Genomic DNA, 14,541 nt, shown 5'->3' with positions numbered 1-14,541 from the left:
CGTCTTCAATTGCATGCTCCCAAGGGAGCACAGCTACCCTTGGATTGGTTGATTAAACAGTGGCTGCGTGCCGCTGCAGAGAAGGAGTTACGTTGCCAGTCCGTAAGGCGATCGTGAAATCAGAAATAGGCCTCCATGCCCGGCCCGCAGCGCGGTTTGTACGGGCTGTCACGGAGACCGGGCTTCCGGTGACCATCAGCAAAGAAGGCATCGCCCCCGTGGATGCGCGCTCGCTTCTGGAGGTCATGACGGCAGACTTTGAGTTCGGGTGCGAGGTTGAGCTGTCCGTGACCCCGGAGGCCCTGCCAGGCGGTTGCACAGCGGCAGATGCTGAGGGGGCACTGAGGGCGCTCTGTGGCGTGCTGGAGGCGACGGGGCATGACGAACGCGTGTCACGCCTGCCCTCCCCTGCCTCGGACCGGGCTGCGGCTTCCTGACCGCTTGATCGCTCAATGTCCGATCACTCCGGCAGACTTACGCCCTAATACCTTAAACACCGCGGGCCCCACCAAAAGGTGGGGCCCGCCGTCGTACGTCTATGAAACGTGCGTCTGCAAACTAATGTGCGTGGTCTCCGCGGCTGTACTCAAACACCCAGCCAACCAGGGCTACCGTGGCGAGCCCGCCCGCGATGAAGACGATCCAGAACCCCACTGCAAGGCCCAGGAAACCGGCCGCGCAGGCGAGCCCAAGAACCAGCGGCCACCAGCTCCAGGGGCTGAAATGTCCCTGTTCACCAGCACCTTCGTGGATCTCAGCATCCGCCCGGTCTTCAGGCCGCAAACCGACCCGTTTGCCGGTGAAGCCCAGGTAAGCGCCGATCATGCCGGCGAGGCCACCCACAAGAAGAATGCCGAGGGTTCCCACCCACTCAGACCACTGAGTGAGGAAACCGTAAATCAACGAGACCGGGACGAAGAAGAAGACTCCGGCTCCAAATATCCATGATTCGATTTTCACTTTGCGGTGTCCTTCTGGTCGGCGTTACCAAGCGTCGCCGCAGCCGGTGCCGGAGACTCAACGGTATGGGATTGGGCTAGCTCCGGGTGGTGCAGATCCAAGGCCGGACGCTCCGAACGGATACGCGGCAGCGAGGTGAAGTTGTGCCGCGGCGGCGGGCATGAGGTGGCCCATTCAAGTGAGGCCCCGAAGCCCCAGGGGTCATCCACTTCAACCTTCTCGGTGCTACGCCAAGTGATGTAAACGTTCCAGAAGAACGGAATCAGTGAGGCACCCAGAACGAATGAGGCAATCGTCGAGAACTGGTTCATCCAAGTGAAACCGTCCTGGGGCATGTAATCCGCGTAGCGGCGGGGCATACCCTCAACACCCAGCCAGTGCTGAATGAGGAACGTGCCGTGAAAGCCCAGGAACAGGAGCCAGAAGTGGATCTTGCCAAGGCGCTCGTTCAGCATCTTGCCGGTCCACTTCGGCCACCAGAAGTAGAAGCCGGCGAACATGGCGAACACAACGGTACCGAAGACGACGTAGTGGAAGTGCGCCACCACGAAGTACGAATCTGATACGTGGAAGTCCAGGGGCGGCGAAGCCAGGATGATGCCCGTCAGGCCACCGAAGAGGAACGTTGCGAGGAACCCGATGCTCCAGAGCATTGGAGTTTCGAACGTGATGGATCCCCGCCACATGGTGCCGATCCAGTTGAAGAACTTCACACCTGTAGGAACGGCGATCAGCATCGTCATAAAGGCGAAGAACGGCAGGAGCACCGATCCGGTCACGTACATGTGGTGGGCCCACACGGTAACAGAGAGAGCTGCAATGGCGATTGTTGCGTAGACCAGACCCTTGTAACCGAAGATCGGCTTGCGGCTGAAGACCGGGAAGATTTCCGAGACGATACCGAAGAACGGCAGCGCGATGATGTAAACCTCGGGGTGGCCGAAGAACCAGAACAGGTGCTGCCAGAGCACCGCTCCGCCGTTCTCCGGATCAAAGATGTGGGCACCGAACTTACGGTCCGCACCCAGGGCAAACAGCGCTGCTGCCAGTGGCGGGAACGCCATCAGCACGAGGATGGACGTCACCAGGGCGTTCCAGGTGAAGATTGGCATACGCCACATGGTCATGCCGGGAGCACGCATGCAGATGATGGTGGTGATGAAGTTGACGGCGCCAAGGATGGTGCCGAAACCCGAGAGCGCCAGGCCGAACACCCACAGGTCGCCACCGATGCCGGGGCTGAAGGTGGTGTTGGACAGCGGTGCATAGGCGAACCAACCAAAGGACGCGGCGCCCTGGGGGGTGATGAAGCCGGACACCGCAATGGTGGAACCAAACAGGAAGAACCAGAAAGCTAGAGCGTTCAGCCGCGGGAAGGCAACGTCCGGGGCGCCGATTTGCAAGGGCATGATGACGTTGGTGAAGCCGGCAAACAGCGGCGTTGCAAACATCAGGAGCATCACCGTGCCGTGCATAGTGAAGAGCTGGTTGTACTGTTCCTTCGTCTGCAGGATCTGCATACCCGGTTCAAACAGTTCTGCACGGATAAGCAGCGCCATGACGCCACCAAAGCAGAAGAACACGAAGGACGCGATCAGGTACATGTACCCGATGGTCTTGTGGTCAGTGGAAGTGATCCAGTTGACGACAATGCGTCCCTTGGACTTAGGAACTACGGGAGCTTCGAGGATCCCGGCGGGCGATTGAGTGTACGTAGCCACGGTCGCTCCCCTTACTTAATTTCGTTCAGGTTGGGATTGCGGTCGTACTCTTCGCCGAGGAGCCCGGTGTTGCCGTCCTGGCGCAGTTTGTCCATGTGGGCCTGGAATTCGGACTCAGAGACAACCTTCACGCGGAACAGCATTTCGGAGTGGTATTCCCCGCAAAGCTCGGCGCACTTGCCGTCGTAAGTTCCTTCTTTGGTGGGCGTGAACCGGATGTAGTTGGTCCTGCCCGGGATCATGTCGCGCTTCTGAAGGAAGGCAGGGACCCAGAAGGAGTGGATAACGTCGCGGGCGTTGAGTTCCAGGTCAACAGACTTGTTGACCGGCAGGTAGAGAGTGGGGAGCTTCTCCTTGTCCACTTCCTCACCGGTCAGGTGGGCCTGGACGCCAGCTTCGTGGAGGTCTTCATTGATGACCTCGCCAGCCTTGTAGTTGAAGTCCCACGCCCACTGCTTGCCGCGGACATCAACCACGACGTCGGCAGGCTGTGACCTGTCATCGATCGCCTGCTGATCGCGGTCGGTGAAGTAGAAGAACACCAGCACCATAAACAACGGAATGGTGAGGTAGAAGACTTCCAAGGGAAGGTTGAAGCTCGTCTGCCGGGGAAATCCAACCGTGCCCTTCCGGCGACGGTAGGCGACGATGCACCAGATCATCAGACCCCACGTGATGGCGCCGACGATCAATGCGGCTATCCATGAGTTGACCCAGAGGTCCATGATTCGGTCAGTGTGATTGGTGGTGCCACGCTCGGTGGGCAACCACCCCTTCTGTACCTCTGGTGAACATCCAGTCAAAGCCAACGCGCCGGCTAATGCCAAGCCTGTGATCGAAGAGATCTTTTTGCGTCGGCTGCCGGTTCGGTTCTGCGAACTCACAGACGGCCCTTCCTACTTGTTGCTGTCGCCCGGGCTGTCTAAGCCCCCGGGCACACGAAAAGTTTTACTACTCGGTGTAGAGCTTACCGCTCCCCGGGGGTTTTCGCCCACATGACTGCACCGTGCGTCGGGACCGGTTTCAGCCGGTCACCGGGGCACGGTGAAGTGGACCTTATTTCCGGTCAGTGGAACGAATCGCCACAGGCGCAGGAGCCTCCGGCATTGGGGTTGTCGATGGTGAAACCCTGCTTTGCGATGGTGTCCTCGAAGTCGATGCTCGCACCGCTGAGGTAAGGGACGCTCATCTTGTCAACAACAACCTCGACGCCGTCGTAATCGCGTACGGCATCGCCGTCCAGGATCCGCTCGTCAAAGTACAGCTGGTAGATAAGCCCTGAGCAGCCGCCGGGCTGGACGGCCACGCGCAGGCGAAGGTCGGTGCGGCCTTCCTGCTCCAACAGGCTGCGGACCTTGCCGGCCGCGACGTCGGTCAGCTTGACCTCGTGGCTGGCCAGCTCCTCGCCGGTGATCTCGGTGGATTCGGTGCTGTTTTCATTGGTCGTAGTACTCATTGGCCTACCTTCTTGCAACATGGTGGCGACCAGGCTGTCGCCTTGTCCGCCCCGGGGAAACGGTATGGGCTATAGCTAATGCTACGTCGCGCAGTGCTGTAGCTCTAACTTCAGGCGTAACCGTTCTTAGGACCTTTATGTTCCCGGAATCCGATTTACCGGTCCTGATCCCTCCCTTATTAAGCCAGCCCTTCATGATTGAGCCTTGCCAGGAGGAGCGCCTCCGCCACTACCGCATTGCGGAAGTCGCCGAGGTGAAGGGACTCGTTGGCGCTGTGAGCCCGGGAATCAGGGTCCTCAACGCCAGTCACCAGGATCTGGACATTCGGGTAAAGCTCGGTGAGGTCGGCGATGAACGGGATGGAGCCGCCGATCCCCATCTCAACGGCTGGAACGCCCCACGCCTCGCCCAAGGCCCACAGTGCCTTGCGGGCTGCTGCCGAGCCGGTATCCGTGAGAAAGGAGTTCCCTTGCTCCCCCGGGGTGAACACCACGCGCGCGCCGAACGGAGGGTTGGTTTCCACGTGCTTCCGGACGGCCTCCATCGCCTGATCGGGATCCTGCCCGGGTGCCAGGCGAAGGCTGAACTTTGCTTTTGCCCTCGGCAGGAGCGTGTTGGAGGCCACGTCCACGCCGGGTGCGTCAAAACCGATGATGGACAGCGAAGGCTTGGTCCACAACCGCGACGCGATACTTCCCGTACCTGCGAGCCTGACGCCGTCGAGCACTGAAGCATCGGCGCGGTACTCCGTCTCCGTGAGGTCCACCGCCACATCGTCCCGGCCCACCAACCCGTCGATGGCCACATTTCCGTCGGCATCATGAAAAGTGGCGATGATGCGCGCGAGCAGAGTTGGGGCATCGAGTACGGGCCCACCGAACATGCCTGAGTGGACAGCATGTTCGAGGACCTGAACTTCAACCGTGCCGTCCACCAGTCCCCGAAGGCTTGTAGTCAGGGCGGGGACCCCAACCTTCCAGTTGCTGGAATCGGCAACCACTATGACATCTGCCCGGAGCAACTCCCGATGCGCTTCGAGAAATGGCCTGAATGTCGGGGAACCGGCCTCCTCTTCACCTTCAAAGAAGAAGGTGACTCCCAGCCCGAATTGATCAGCCAGAACATTTGAGACCGCGGAATAGGCCGCTATATGGGCCATGATTCCGGCTTTGTCATCCGCGGCCCCGCGTCCAAACAGGCGGCCGTCACGCTCGACGGCGGTGAAAGGCTCTGATTCCCACAGGCCGGCATCCCCCGGGGGCTGGACGTCGTGATGCGCGTAAAGGAGGATTGTGGGCTTGCCGGGGGCGGCTTGCCGGCGTGCGACGACGGCTGGTCCGCCAGGCGTACCGTCCTCCTTGTCGCAGCGGAGGATCCGGACGTCGCTAAGGCCGGCCTGGCTTACGAGTTCCGCCACGTGCTTGGCGCTGCGATCCAGCTCCGCAGGGTCGAAGCTGGGCCAGGCGATCCCCGGGATGCTGACCAGGTTCTTCAGTTTCTCGACAGTTGCGTCAAAAGCATCGTCTACTGCACGTTTGAGGTCTTCAATCCGGGCTTCGTCCAGGGGCTTGCTCGAGGTTTGTGAGGGCTGGGCGGGAGTTGATGTCATGGCCTCACACTACCGCTGTAATAAACGACAACAAATCGTCCGGCCGCCTGCGTGTGGTGCCGGAATTCAGGCGTCTGCAGCGGGCCGCCCGGCAAGGGTGACCGCCCGGACGCAGAACATCGGTGGCACTGCCCTCAGGGTATTCTGTAGTGGTGTTTGGACGTAGAAAAGAAGCGCCATCGGCGCAAGACGTAGTTGATCAGCAGGCCGCAGAGGCTGAAGCCCGGCAGAATATAGCCGTTGGCAAGGGCACGCCGACGCCCAAGCGCAAGGCACAGGAAGCTGCACGCAAGCGGCCCTTGGTGCCTGAAGACCGGAAAGCTTCGAAGGCGGCTGAGCGCGCAGCCGTCCAGGAACAGCGCCTCAAAATGCGCCGTGCCTTGGATACCGGCGATGAGAAGTTCCTGCCGCTTCGGGACAAGGGCCCGCAAAAGCGCTATGCGCGCGATTACGTGGACGCCCGCTTCAGCCTCGGCGAGTACCTGATGTTCGGCGCTCTTGTGTTTGTCATCGTCTCGTTGCTCATCCCTGCAAGCAGCGAACTGATGGTCTACGTCCTCGTAGGGTTCTGGCTCATGTTCCTTGCTGTCTTCGTCGACGTCTTTATCCTGTCCAGGAAGCTGAAGAAGCGCCTGACAGAAAAGTTCGGCGAACCGGAGCGGGGAACCATCTGGTATGGATCCATGCGCTCACTGCAGTTCCGCAAGCTGCGCCTGCCCAAGCCCCTGGTCAGCCGGGGCGAGTTCCCCTCCTGACGGCCTACCCTCTGTTTGAGGCCTTTAACAAGGAAAGCCCCGGCGGATTACCCGCTGGGGCTTCTCTATGTCCTCGAGGCTTTCCGTGGCGGACTACGCGCGCTTTTCCCCGGCCGGTTCCGCCCTGGACAACTTAGCGAGCTGCCTGTTGATGTGCGCCGCCCAGAACGGTCCCTCATATAGGAACGCCGTGTAGCCCTGGACTAACGTTGCGCCCGCCTCAAGCCGCTCCTGGACGTCCCTGGCGGTCTCCACGCCTCCAACGGCAATGAGAGTCAGCTTCCCCTCTGTTGCGTTGCTGAGACGCCGCAAAACCTCCAGGGACCGGCCTTTCAGAGGGGCTCCTGAAAGGCCACCGGCACCACACCCGGCCACCTTGTCCGGAGCGGTGGCAAGTCCCTCACGGCCGATGGTGGTGTTGGTGGCGATGATGCCATCCAGGTTCAGGTCGAGGGCGAGGCGGGCGACGTCGTCGATATCCTCGTCGCTGAGGTCAGGGGCTATCTTCACCAGCAGCGGGACGTGACGCCCAGCCGCTTGGTCTGCCGTCTCACCTACTGCTTTCAGCAATGGCCGGAGTGTCTCAACATTCTGGAGCAGACGCAGGCCGGGAGTGTTCGGGGAGCTGACGTTCACCACCAGGTAATCAGCTGCCGGCGCGAGGTTCCGGGCGCTGAGGAGGTAATCCTCTGTGGCGTTTTCGAGCTCCACCACCTTGCTCTTGCCGATATTGACGCCGATGAGGGGTCGCACTCCGGGGTGCCTCCTCTGTAACGCTGCACGCGCGGCGCGCAGGCGGGGAGCCACGGCTGAGGCGCCGTCGTTGTTGAAGCCCATGCGGTTTATCACCGCGCGGTCCTCGATCAGACGGAACAGGCGGGGTTTTTCATTACCCGGCTGCGCCTGTCCCGTGATGGTTCCAACCTCCACATGCCCGAACCCGAGTTCGCTCAGCGCCTCGATGCCAAGCCCTTCCTTGTCGAAGCCGGCAGCCAGGCCAAAGGGCGACGGGAACGTCAGGCCGAATGCCTTGGTTTCCAAAGAAGGTGCGGGAGCTGTGAATTTGTACAGTGCCTTGCCGGCACCGGAAGCGTGGACGAGCCGGATGGCACGGAAGCCGATTTTGTGGGCGCGTTCGGCGTCCATCCAAGAAAAGGCCAGCCGGAAGAAAGTTGGGTATACGCGCATGCCTCTAGTTTTCCGCTTCGAGGGGTCCAGACCAAACTGGACTGGCCTCTCCACTCCCTGACTTCCGCCTGAATGCCTAGGCTGGTGCCATGGAGTGGAGACCAGACATCCTCGGCGCGGACTTTCAGGCATACACCTTCCAGGCACGGGGCGACGACGGGACAGAGCGGACTGCGACTCTCATCCGCTATTCCCCTGCCGGGGTTGACGTTGAATCACCGGCCCAACGGCGGGGAGTCCTCTTCCTCCATGGCTGGAGCGACTACTTCTTCAACGTTGAACTTGCCGCGTTCTGGTATGGCAAAGGGTTTGAGTTCTTCGCCCTGGACATGCACAATCACGGCCGAAGCCTGCAGGAGGGAGTGCCTGGCGGATATGTCGCTGATCTTGCCGATTACGACGCGGAAATCGCCGAGGCAATCGGTGTTATCCGCACGCTCGGACCGCAGGATTCACCTCCGCCGCCGTTGACCCTGATGGGGCATTCAGCCGGTGGGCTGGTCGCTGCGCTGTGGGTCAGCCGACATCCGGGAGTCGCGAGCCAACTGGTTCTCAACAGCCCCTGGCTCGAGATGCACGGCAGCACGCTGGTTCGCCGGGTCGCCTGGACCATGGTGGAACCGATTGCCCGTTTCAAGCCCGAAGCCGTCCTCCGCCTGCCGGAACGTGGCTTCTACTGGCGCAGCATCAGTAGCTCTGCTGAGGGGGAATGGGCCCTCGATGACAAGTACAGGCCTCCAATGGCCTTCCCTGTCAGGGCAGGCTGGCTGAGTGCAGTTCTGGCCGGTCACGCGAAGGTGGCCCGCGGCCTGGGTATTGAGATACCCATACTGGTCCTGCTCTCCGGGGCCAGCGCCAACGGACTCTTCTGGACCGAGGAGATGCGCAGAACGGACGCGGTACTCGATGTCAATGCGATCGCCGTCCGGGCATCGTCATTGGGAAAGACGGTCACCCTTGAACGCATCGAGGGTGGCCTGCATGACGTGTTCCTCTCCCCGCCCAAGGTTCGTAAGGATGCCTATGCCCGTCTTTCCCGTTGGATCCGCGCGTATTCCCACGACGAATAGCCAACACCGCCAGGGAGCCGATGTGGGTCCGCGGCCATGCCAGGGGCGGCAGCGTCAGGTGGCCGCGGCGTCCACCGCACCACCGTAGCGGCGGTCCCGCTGGGCGTAAATTTCGACGGCGTCCCATAGGGTCCGGCGGTCAACGTCAGGCCAGAGGGTGTCCATAAAGACGAACTCCGCGTAAGCCGACTGCCAGAGCATGAAATTGGAGAGCCGCTGCTCCCCCGAGCTCCGCAGGAAGAGATCTACATCAGGCAAGTCAGGCTCGTCCAGGTACTTCTGGATGGTCTTCTCATTGATGGCTGACGGCTTGAGGTGGCCGGCCGCCACATCTTCGGCAATGGCTGCCACGGCGTCAGCTATTTCGGCGCGGCCACCGTAATTAACACACATGTTCAAAGTGCAGGTGCTGTTACCGCGGGTGTATTCCTCGGCTTCCTCAAGTTCGCGGATCACGGAACCCCAGAGCTTCGGGCGGCGGCCGGACCAGCGCACCCGCACTCCCCAGTCATCCAGCTGGTTGCGCTGGCGACGCAGCACATCCTTGTTAAAACCCATCAGGAACCGGATCTCCTCAGGGGACCGGCGCCAGTTCTCCGTTGAAAACGCGTAAACGCTGACGTGTTCTATACCTAACTGAATGGCACCGGCCATCACGTCGAGCAAAGCGGGTTCGCCGGCTTTGTGCCCTTCGATCCGTGGCAGTCCCCGCTGGTTGGCCCAACGGCCGTTGCCATCCATGACAATGGCCACGTGGCGCGGGATGAACTCGGCCGGAATGGCCGGTGGGAGCGCTCCGGAAGGATGGGGGTAGGGGCTGATCACCGGAGCGGTTCGTTGGCGGACCGTTTTTCGCTTATTTCCCAAGGCCAAGTTACGTTCGCTCCACATGTTTGAGGGATTTCAGTACACGTTCAAGATGCCACTGCAGGTAGCTTGCCACCAAACCAGCAGACTCCCGGCGGTGCACGGTGAGGGACGCATCCGCCGTCGTCCAGTCACCGGTCAGCAAAGCACCGAGCAGCAACACTGTTTCGGCTGCCGGGGCCGGGGAACCCGGGGGGCGGCAGTTTCCACAGACCATCCCGCCCAAAGGAGCAGAAAAAGCGGTATGAGGACCTGCGGCGCCGCAGCGTGCGCACTGGGTGAAGCTTGGCGCCCATCCTCCGGTGGCCAGGGCACGAAGCAGGTAAGAGTCCAGGATGAGCTCCGGAGAATGGTCACCCCGGCTCAATGACGCCAGCGCCCCTACCAGCAGGTTGTACTGGGCGGTCCCGGCTTCGCCGTCGACGTCCGTCAGCTTTTCCGCTGTTTCGGTCATGGCGGCGGCCACCGTGTAGCGGCCGTAGTCGGCGGCGATGTTGCCGCCATAGGCACCCTTCGCGACGGCCTGGGTGACAATGTCCAGCGAACGCCCGGAGATAAGTTGCAGGTCTGCGACCATAAACGGTTCCAAACGGGCCCCAAAACGACTGCTGGTGCGTCGCACGCCTTTGGCCACTGCACGCACCTGACCGTGATGCTTGGTGAGCAGCGTGATGATGCGGTCAGCTTCACCCAGCTTGTGGGTGCGCAGTACTACCGCGTCATCCCGATAGGAGCGCGCCGCAAATGATTGGTTGGCCACAGTTAATCTTCGCACCGTCCTGGCCTTATCAGGCCGGGAGTCAAGGTGTGCCGCGGCTTAACTGCCGCGGCACACCCTGGGGTTCTCAGGCTTGTGCCGGAATTCTCAGGCTTGCGCGTCGCGAATGGCCCGGTTTACGGCAGAGATGACAGCCTTCAGGGAAGACATGCTGGTGTTCGAGTCGATGCCAATGCCCCACAGGACCCGCTCCCCCACGGCGGCTTCGACATAGGCTGCTGCCATTGCGTTTCCGCCTTCTGACAACGCGTGCTCACTGTAGTCCAGAACCCGCACATCCACACCGTCTTCGCTCAGGATGTTCAGGAGGGCGGCAATGGGTCCGTTGCCGGTCCCGGTGCGGCGGACCTGGACGCCGTCGATGTTCAGGGTGGCGTGCAGCGTCATATCACCGGACTCGTCCACTTCGGTGCTGAAGGAGCCGAGGGAATAGCGTCCCCACTGGCTGCCGGATTCGGTAGAGGGCAGGTACTCGTCCTGGAAGAGCTTCCAGAGCTGCGCGCCGCTCACTTCTCCGCCCACGGTGTCCGTCTGGCGCTGAATGACTCCGGAGAATTCGATCTGGGCACGGCGGGGAAGGTCCAGGCTGTGCTCGTTCTTCAGCAGGTACGCTACGCCGCCCTTGCCGGACTGGGAGTTTACGCGGATAACGGCTTCATAGCTGCGTCCCAGGTCCTTGGGATCCACGGGCAGGTACGGGACCTGCCAGGTGAAGTCGCTGACGTCCTTGCCGGCCGCCGCGGCCTCCTTCTCCAGTGCCTCGAATCCCTTTTTGATGGCATCCTGGTGAGAGCCTGAGAACGCCGTGAAGACCAAGTCTCCGCCGTACGGGGAACGCTCCGCCACGGGAAGCTGGTTGCAGTACTCCACGGTCCGGCGGATTTCGTCGATATCGGAGAAATCGATCATGGGGTCAATGCCCTGCACGAACATGTTCAGGCCAAGCGTGACGAGGTCCACGTTGCCGGTCCGCTCGCCGTTGCCGAACAGGCATCCCTCGATGCGGTCAGCGCCGGCCAGGTAGCCCAACTCGGCTGCTGCAACACCGGTGCCGCGGTCATTGTGCGGGTGCAGGGAGAGGATGATTCCCTCCCGGGGGTGCAGGTGCCTGCTCATCCATTCAATGGAGTCCGCGTAAACGTTGGGGGTTGCCATCTCCACGGTTGCCGGCAGGTTGATGATGACCTGGCGGTCAGCCGAAGCTTCAAAGACGTCAGCGACCGCGTTACATACGCGAACGGCGTATTCCAGCTCGGTGCCGGTGAAGGATTCGGGAGAATATTCGTAGGTCACAGCGGTATCGACGAGCGTTTCCTCGTACTTTTTGCACAGCCGGGCGCCCTGCAGGGCGATGTCCAGAATCCCGTCTTCGTCCTGGTTGAAGACAACCCGCCGTTGCAGAACCGAGGTTGAGTTGTAGAGGTGGACGATGGCCTGCTTGGCGCCGACCAAGGACTCATAGGTCCGCTCGATCAGGTGTTCGCGGGCCTGTGTGAGCACCTGGATGGTGACGTCGTCCGGGATATGGTTGCCTTCGATGAGCTGGCGGACAAAATCGAAGTCGGTCTGGGAAGCCGAAGGAAAACCTACTTCGATCTCTTTGTAGCCCATGCGGACCAGCAGATCGAACATCTTCATTTTCCGGGCCGGGCTCATGGGGTCGATCAGTGCCTGGTTACCATCGCGGAGGTCTACTGCGCACCAGCGGGGTGCCTTGGTGATTCTCTTGTCCGGCCAGGTGCGGTCCGGCAGATCGACGGTGATCTGCTCATGGAACGGCAGGTAGCGGTGGACGGGCATTCCTGAGGGCTTTTGTGCGTTTCGCATCAGTATCGTGGCCTTTTCTGGTTCTTGATGAAAGGGTGGCCGGGCAACACAAACTCCGCAGCGAGGGTGGCCTTGAGCTAGATTGCGTCTGAGGCCTCGCCACGGCAGCTAAGAAGGAGCAGTTCTGCGCGCACCATTTCACAGTAACACGGGTGCGTAAGATGAAGGAGCAACACCCTCCGTAACGTCCACCATGCAGACGCTGCCCCGGTGACCGCACCGGCTGCAGCCCTCACTTGAAGGAGCACCTGTGCCAAACTCGGGGATCGCCCTGTCGAACATCGACCATAGTGTCCGGCCGCAGGATGACCTGTACCAGCACGTTAACGGCGCCTGGCTCAAGAGCACCACCATCCCGGATGACCGGCCGCTTGAGGGAACCTTCACCGCGCTGCGCGACGGTTCCGAACTGGCCGTCAGGGAAATCATTGAGGAAGCCGCCAACCGTGGCGCAGAGGCCAGTGGGATAGAACAAAAGGTGGGCGACCTCTACAAGAGCTTCATGGATGAAGAAAGGGTGGAGGCCAAGGGCGTGGATCCCATCAGGGAACGCCTGGCAGCCGTGTTTGCCACTACGTCTCCCTCAGAGCTCATGGCACTGGCAGGACGCCTGTTCAGGTCAGACGTCAGCGGCCTGTTCTACATCTACCCCGCCCCCGATGCCGGCAACCCGGATCGGATTCTTCTCTATACGGGCCAGGGCGGCCTTGGCCTTCCCGATGAGTCCTATTACCGCGAAGAGAAATTCGCCCCGATTGTCAACGCTTACCGGGACCACGTCAGGACCATGCTGGGCATGGCCGGGATCGCGGACCCCGAGGGAGCTTCGTCACGGGTGGTCGCTTTGGAAACAGCTCTTGCTTCCCACCATTGGGACAATGTCACGCTCCGTGATCCGCAGAAGACCTACAACCTTAAGAGTGCAGAGGAAGCCAATCAGCTCTTTCCGATGATCGGCACGTGGTTCGACGCGGCTGAGATCTCCCCTGAGAAACGCAGTGAGATTGTGGTGAGCACCCCTGATTTCTTCGTCGGTGCGGCGTCGCTCCTTGAGTCCGAACCCCTGGAAGCCTGGCAGGAATGGCTCGCGATGCGCGTGGTCGGTTCAGCCGCACCCTACCTATCCTCGGAATTCGTGGACGCCAACTTCGCTTTCTATGGCACAACTATTAGCGGCACACCTCGCAACAAAGACCGCTGGAAACGGGGCGTCGCCGTCGTCGAAGCTTCACTTGGCGAAGCCGTGGGCCAGATCTACGTATCCCGGCACTTCCCTGAGTCCCATAAGGCCAGAATGCAGACACTTGTCTCCAACCTGATCGAGGCATACCGGCAGAGCATCACGGATTTGCAGTGGATGGGTGAAGAAACCAAACAGGAGGCTCTGAAGAAGCTGGACGCTTTCCGGCCCAAGATCGGTTACCCGGAAGAGTGGATCGACTACTCGGCCGTGGAGATCGATCCTTTGGATCTCCTCGGCAACGTGGAACGCGCTCACAACGCAGACGTCGACAGGCATCTGGACGAGGTGGGGAAGCCCGTGGACCGCAACAAGTGGCTCATGACTCCTCAGACGGTCAACGCGTACTACCACCCGATGCTGAACGAGATTGTCTTCCCCGCCGCGATCCTGCAGCCGCCGTTCTTCACAGCCGACGCCGACGACGCCGTTAACTACGGCGGGATCGGCGCCGTGATCGGGCACGAGATCGGCCACGGCTTCGATGACCAAGGCTCACAGTTCGACGGCGGCGGGGCCCTCCGTAACTGGTGGAGCGAGGATGACAGAAAGGCGTTTGAAGCTCTGACAGCCAAGCTCGTAGCGCAATTCGACGCTCTGTCTCCCCTGGCGGCGCCGGAGCACAAAGTCAACGGCAGGCTGACACTCGGCGAGAACATCGGTGACCTCGGAGGACTGACCATCGCTTACAAGGCCTACCTCCTCAGCCTGAACGGTGAGGACGCGCCTGTCATTGACGGGTTCACGGGAGAGCAGCGCTTCTTCGCCTCCTGGGCTGCAGGCTGGCGGCAGGTGATCAGGACAGAAGAGGCGATCCGGCGCCTCGCGACAGATCCCCACTCCCCCAATGAGTTCCGCACGAATGCCATTGCGAAAAACCTCGACGCCTTCCACACCGCCTTCGAGGTCAGCGATCAGGACGGCATGTGGCTCTCGCCGGAGGACCGCGTCAGTATCTGGTAATCAGCCGCTTGCTGATTCCGGCTGCGGACGGCGGTTAACAGCGACGGCGGCGGGCCCCACGCGGGAGCCTGCCGCCGTCGTCGTTCCTGGCCATGCTGGTTCCAAG

At 61.3% G+C, this 14,541-nt stretch carries 13 protein-coding genes; 4 read left to right on the top strand and 9 right to left on the bottom strand.

The genetic code is table 11. From position 1 onward, the window contains the following. Positions 1 to 113: 113 nt before the first annotated feature. Complete coding sequence (locus M1E02_RS10370) at positions 114 to 437, top strand: HPr family phosphocarrier protein (protein ID WP_479377940.1); 324 nt, start codon at positions 114 to 116, stop codon at positions 435 to 437. Between the two features lie 121 nt (positions 438 to 558). Here M1E02_RS10370 and M1E02_RS10365 read toward each other — a convergent pair whose 3' ends face one another. From M1E02_RS10365 to M1E02_RS10345, 5 genes are all read right to left on the bottom strand, one after another. After that, complete coding sequence (locus M1E02_RS10365; RefSeq protein WP_479377939.1) at positions 559 to 960, bottom strand: cytochrome c oxidase subunit 4; 402 nt, start codon at positions 958 to 960, stop codon at positions 559 to 561. Further along, positions 957 to 2,681 (bottom strand): aa3-type cytochrome oxidase subunit I, encoded by a 1,725-nt coding sequence (gene ctaD / locus M1E02_RS10360; protein WP_479377938.1) that lies wholly within the window; start codon positions 2,679 to 2,681, stop codon positions 957 to 959. Before ctaD ends, M1E02_RS10365 begins: the two co-directional genes overlap by 4 nt. 11 nt (positions 2,682 to 2,692) lie before the next feature. Continuing rightward, positions 2,693 to 3,565 (bottom strand): aa3-type cytochrome oxidase subunit II, encoded by an 873-nt coding sequence (gene ctaC / locus M1E02_RS10355; protein WP_458113899.1) that lies wholly within the window; start codon positions 3,563 to 3,565, stop codon positions 2,693 to 2,695. Positions 3,566 to 3,747: 182 nt separating this feature from the next. After that, positions 3,748 to 4,137, bottom strand: coding sequence for a HesB/IscA family protein (locus M1E02_RS10350; RefSeq protein WP_479377937.1), 390 nt, complete (start codon positions 4,135 to 4,137; stop codon positions 3,748 to 3,750). Positions 4,138 to 4,316: 179 nt separating this feature from the next. Beyond that, positions 4,317 to 5,747 carry a M20/M25/M40 family metallo-hydrolase gene (locus M1E02_RS10345; RefSeq protein ID WP_479377936.1) on the bottom strand — a complete coding sequence of 477 codons (1,431 nt, stop codon included), beginning with the start codon at positions 5,745 to 5,747 and terminating at the stop codon, positions 4,317 to 4,319. A 152-nt stretch (positions 5,748 to 5,899) separates the two neighbouring features. Between M1E02_RS10345 and M1E02_RS10340 the strand changes: the two genes are divergently transcribed. Further along, positions 5,900 to 6,502, top strand: coding sequence for a DUF3043 domain-containing protein (locus M1E02_RS10340; protein ID WP_479377935.1), 603 nt, complete (start codon positions 5,900 to 5,902; stop codon positions 6,500 to 6,502). Between the two features lie 93 nt (positions 6,503 to 6,595). On the opposite strand, the gene M1E02_RS10335 is transcribed toward M1E02_RS10340, so the two are convergent. Continuing rightward, positions 6,596 to 7,690: a quinone-dependent dihydroorotate dehydrogenase gene (locus M1E02_RS10335; RefSeq protein ID WP_479377934.1), complete on the bottom strand. Its 1,095-nt coding sequence runs from the start codon at positions 7,688 to 7,690 to the stop codon at positions 6,596 to 6,598. Between the two features lie 89 nt (positions 7,691 to 7,779). On the opposite strand from M1E02_RS10335, the gene M1E02_RS10330 reads away from it, so the two are divergent. Continuing rightward, a complete protein-coding gene (locus tag M1E02_RS10330; protein WP_479377933.1) occupies positions 7,780 to 8,760 on the top strand; it encodes an alpha/beta hydrolase in 981 nt (326 codons plus the stop codon). A 54-nt stretch (positions 8,761 to 8,814) separates the two neighbouring features. On the opposite strand, the gene M1E02_RS10325 is transcribed toward M1E02_RS10330, so the two are convergent. From M1E02_RS10325 to leuA, 3 genes are all read right to left on the bottom strand, one after another. Continuing rightward, positions 8,815 to 9,651 carry an isoprenyl transferase gene (locus tag M1E02_RS10325; RefSeq protein WP_479377932.1) on the bottom strand — a complete coding sequence of 279 codons (837 nt, stop codon included), beginning with the start codon at positions 9,649 to 9,651 and terminating at the stop codon, positions 8,815 to 8,817. Next, on the bottom strand, positions 9,635 to 10,387 hold the full coding sequence (gene recO / locus M1E02_RS10320; RefSeq protein ID WP_479377931.1) for a DNA repair protein RecO: 753 nt from the start codon (positions 10,385 to 10,387) through the stop codon (positions 9,635 to 9,637). Before recO ends, M1E02_RS10325 begins: the two co-directional genes overlap by 17 nt. A gap of 105 nt (positions 10,388 to 10,492) precedes the next feature. After that, positions 10,493 to 12,232, bottom strand: a complete 1,740-nt coding sequence (gene leuA, locus M1E02_RS10315) for a 2-isopropylmalate synthase (protein ID WP_479377930.1) — start codon at positions 12,230 to 12,232, stop codon at positions 10,493 to 10,495. Positions 12,233 to 12,482: 250 nt separating this feature from the next. On the opposite strand from leuA, the gene M1E02_RS10310 reads away from it, so the two are divergent. Further along, positions 12,483 to 14,435 (top strand): M13 family metallopeptidase, encoded by a 1,953-nt coding sequence (locus tag M1E02_RS10310; RefSeq protein ID WP_479377929.1) that lies wholly within the window; start codon positions 12,483 to 12,485, stop codon positions 14,433 to 14,435. Positions 14,436 to 14,541: the final 106 nt, after the last annotated feature.

The sequence above is a fragment of the Arthrobacter sp. Z5-13 genome (genome assembly GCF_056499105.1).
The sequence above is the reverse complement of the archived record's forward strand: the minus strand, read 5'-3'. Positions and strand labels throughout refer to the sequence as shown.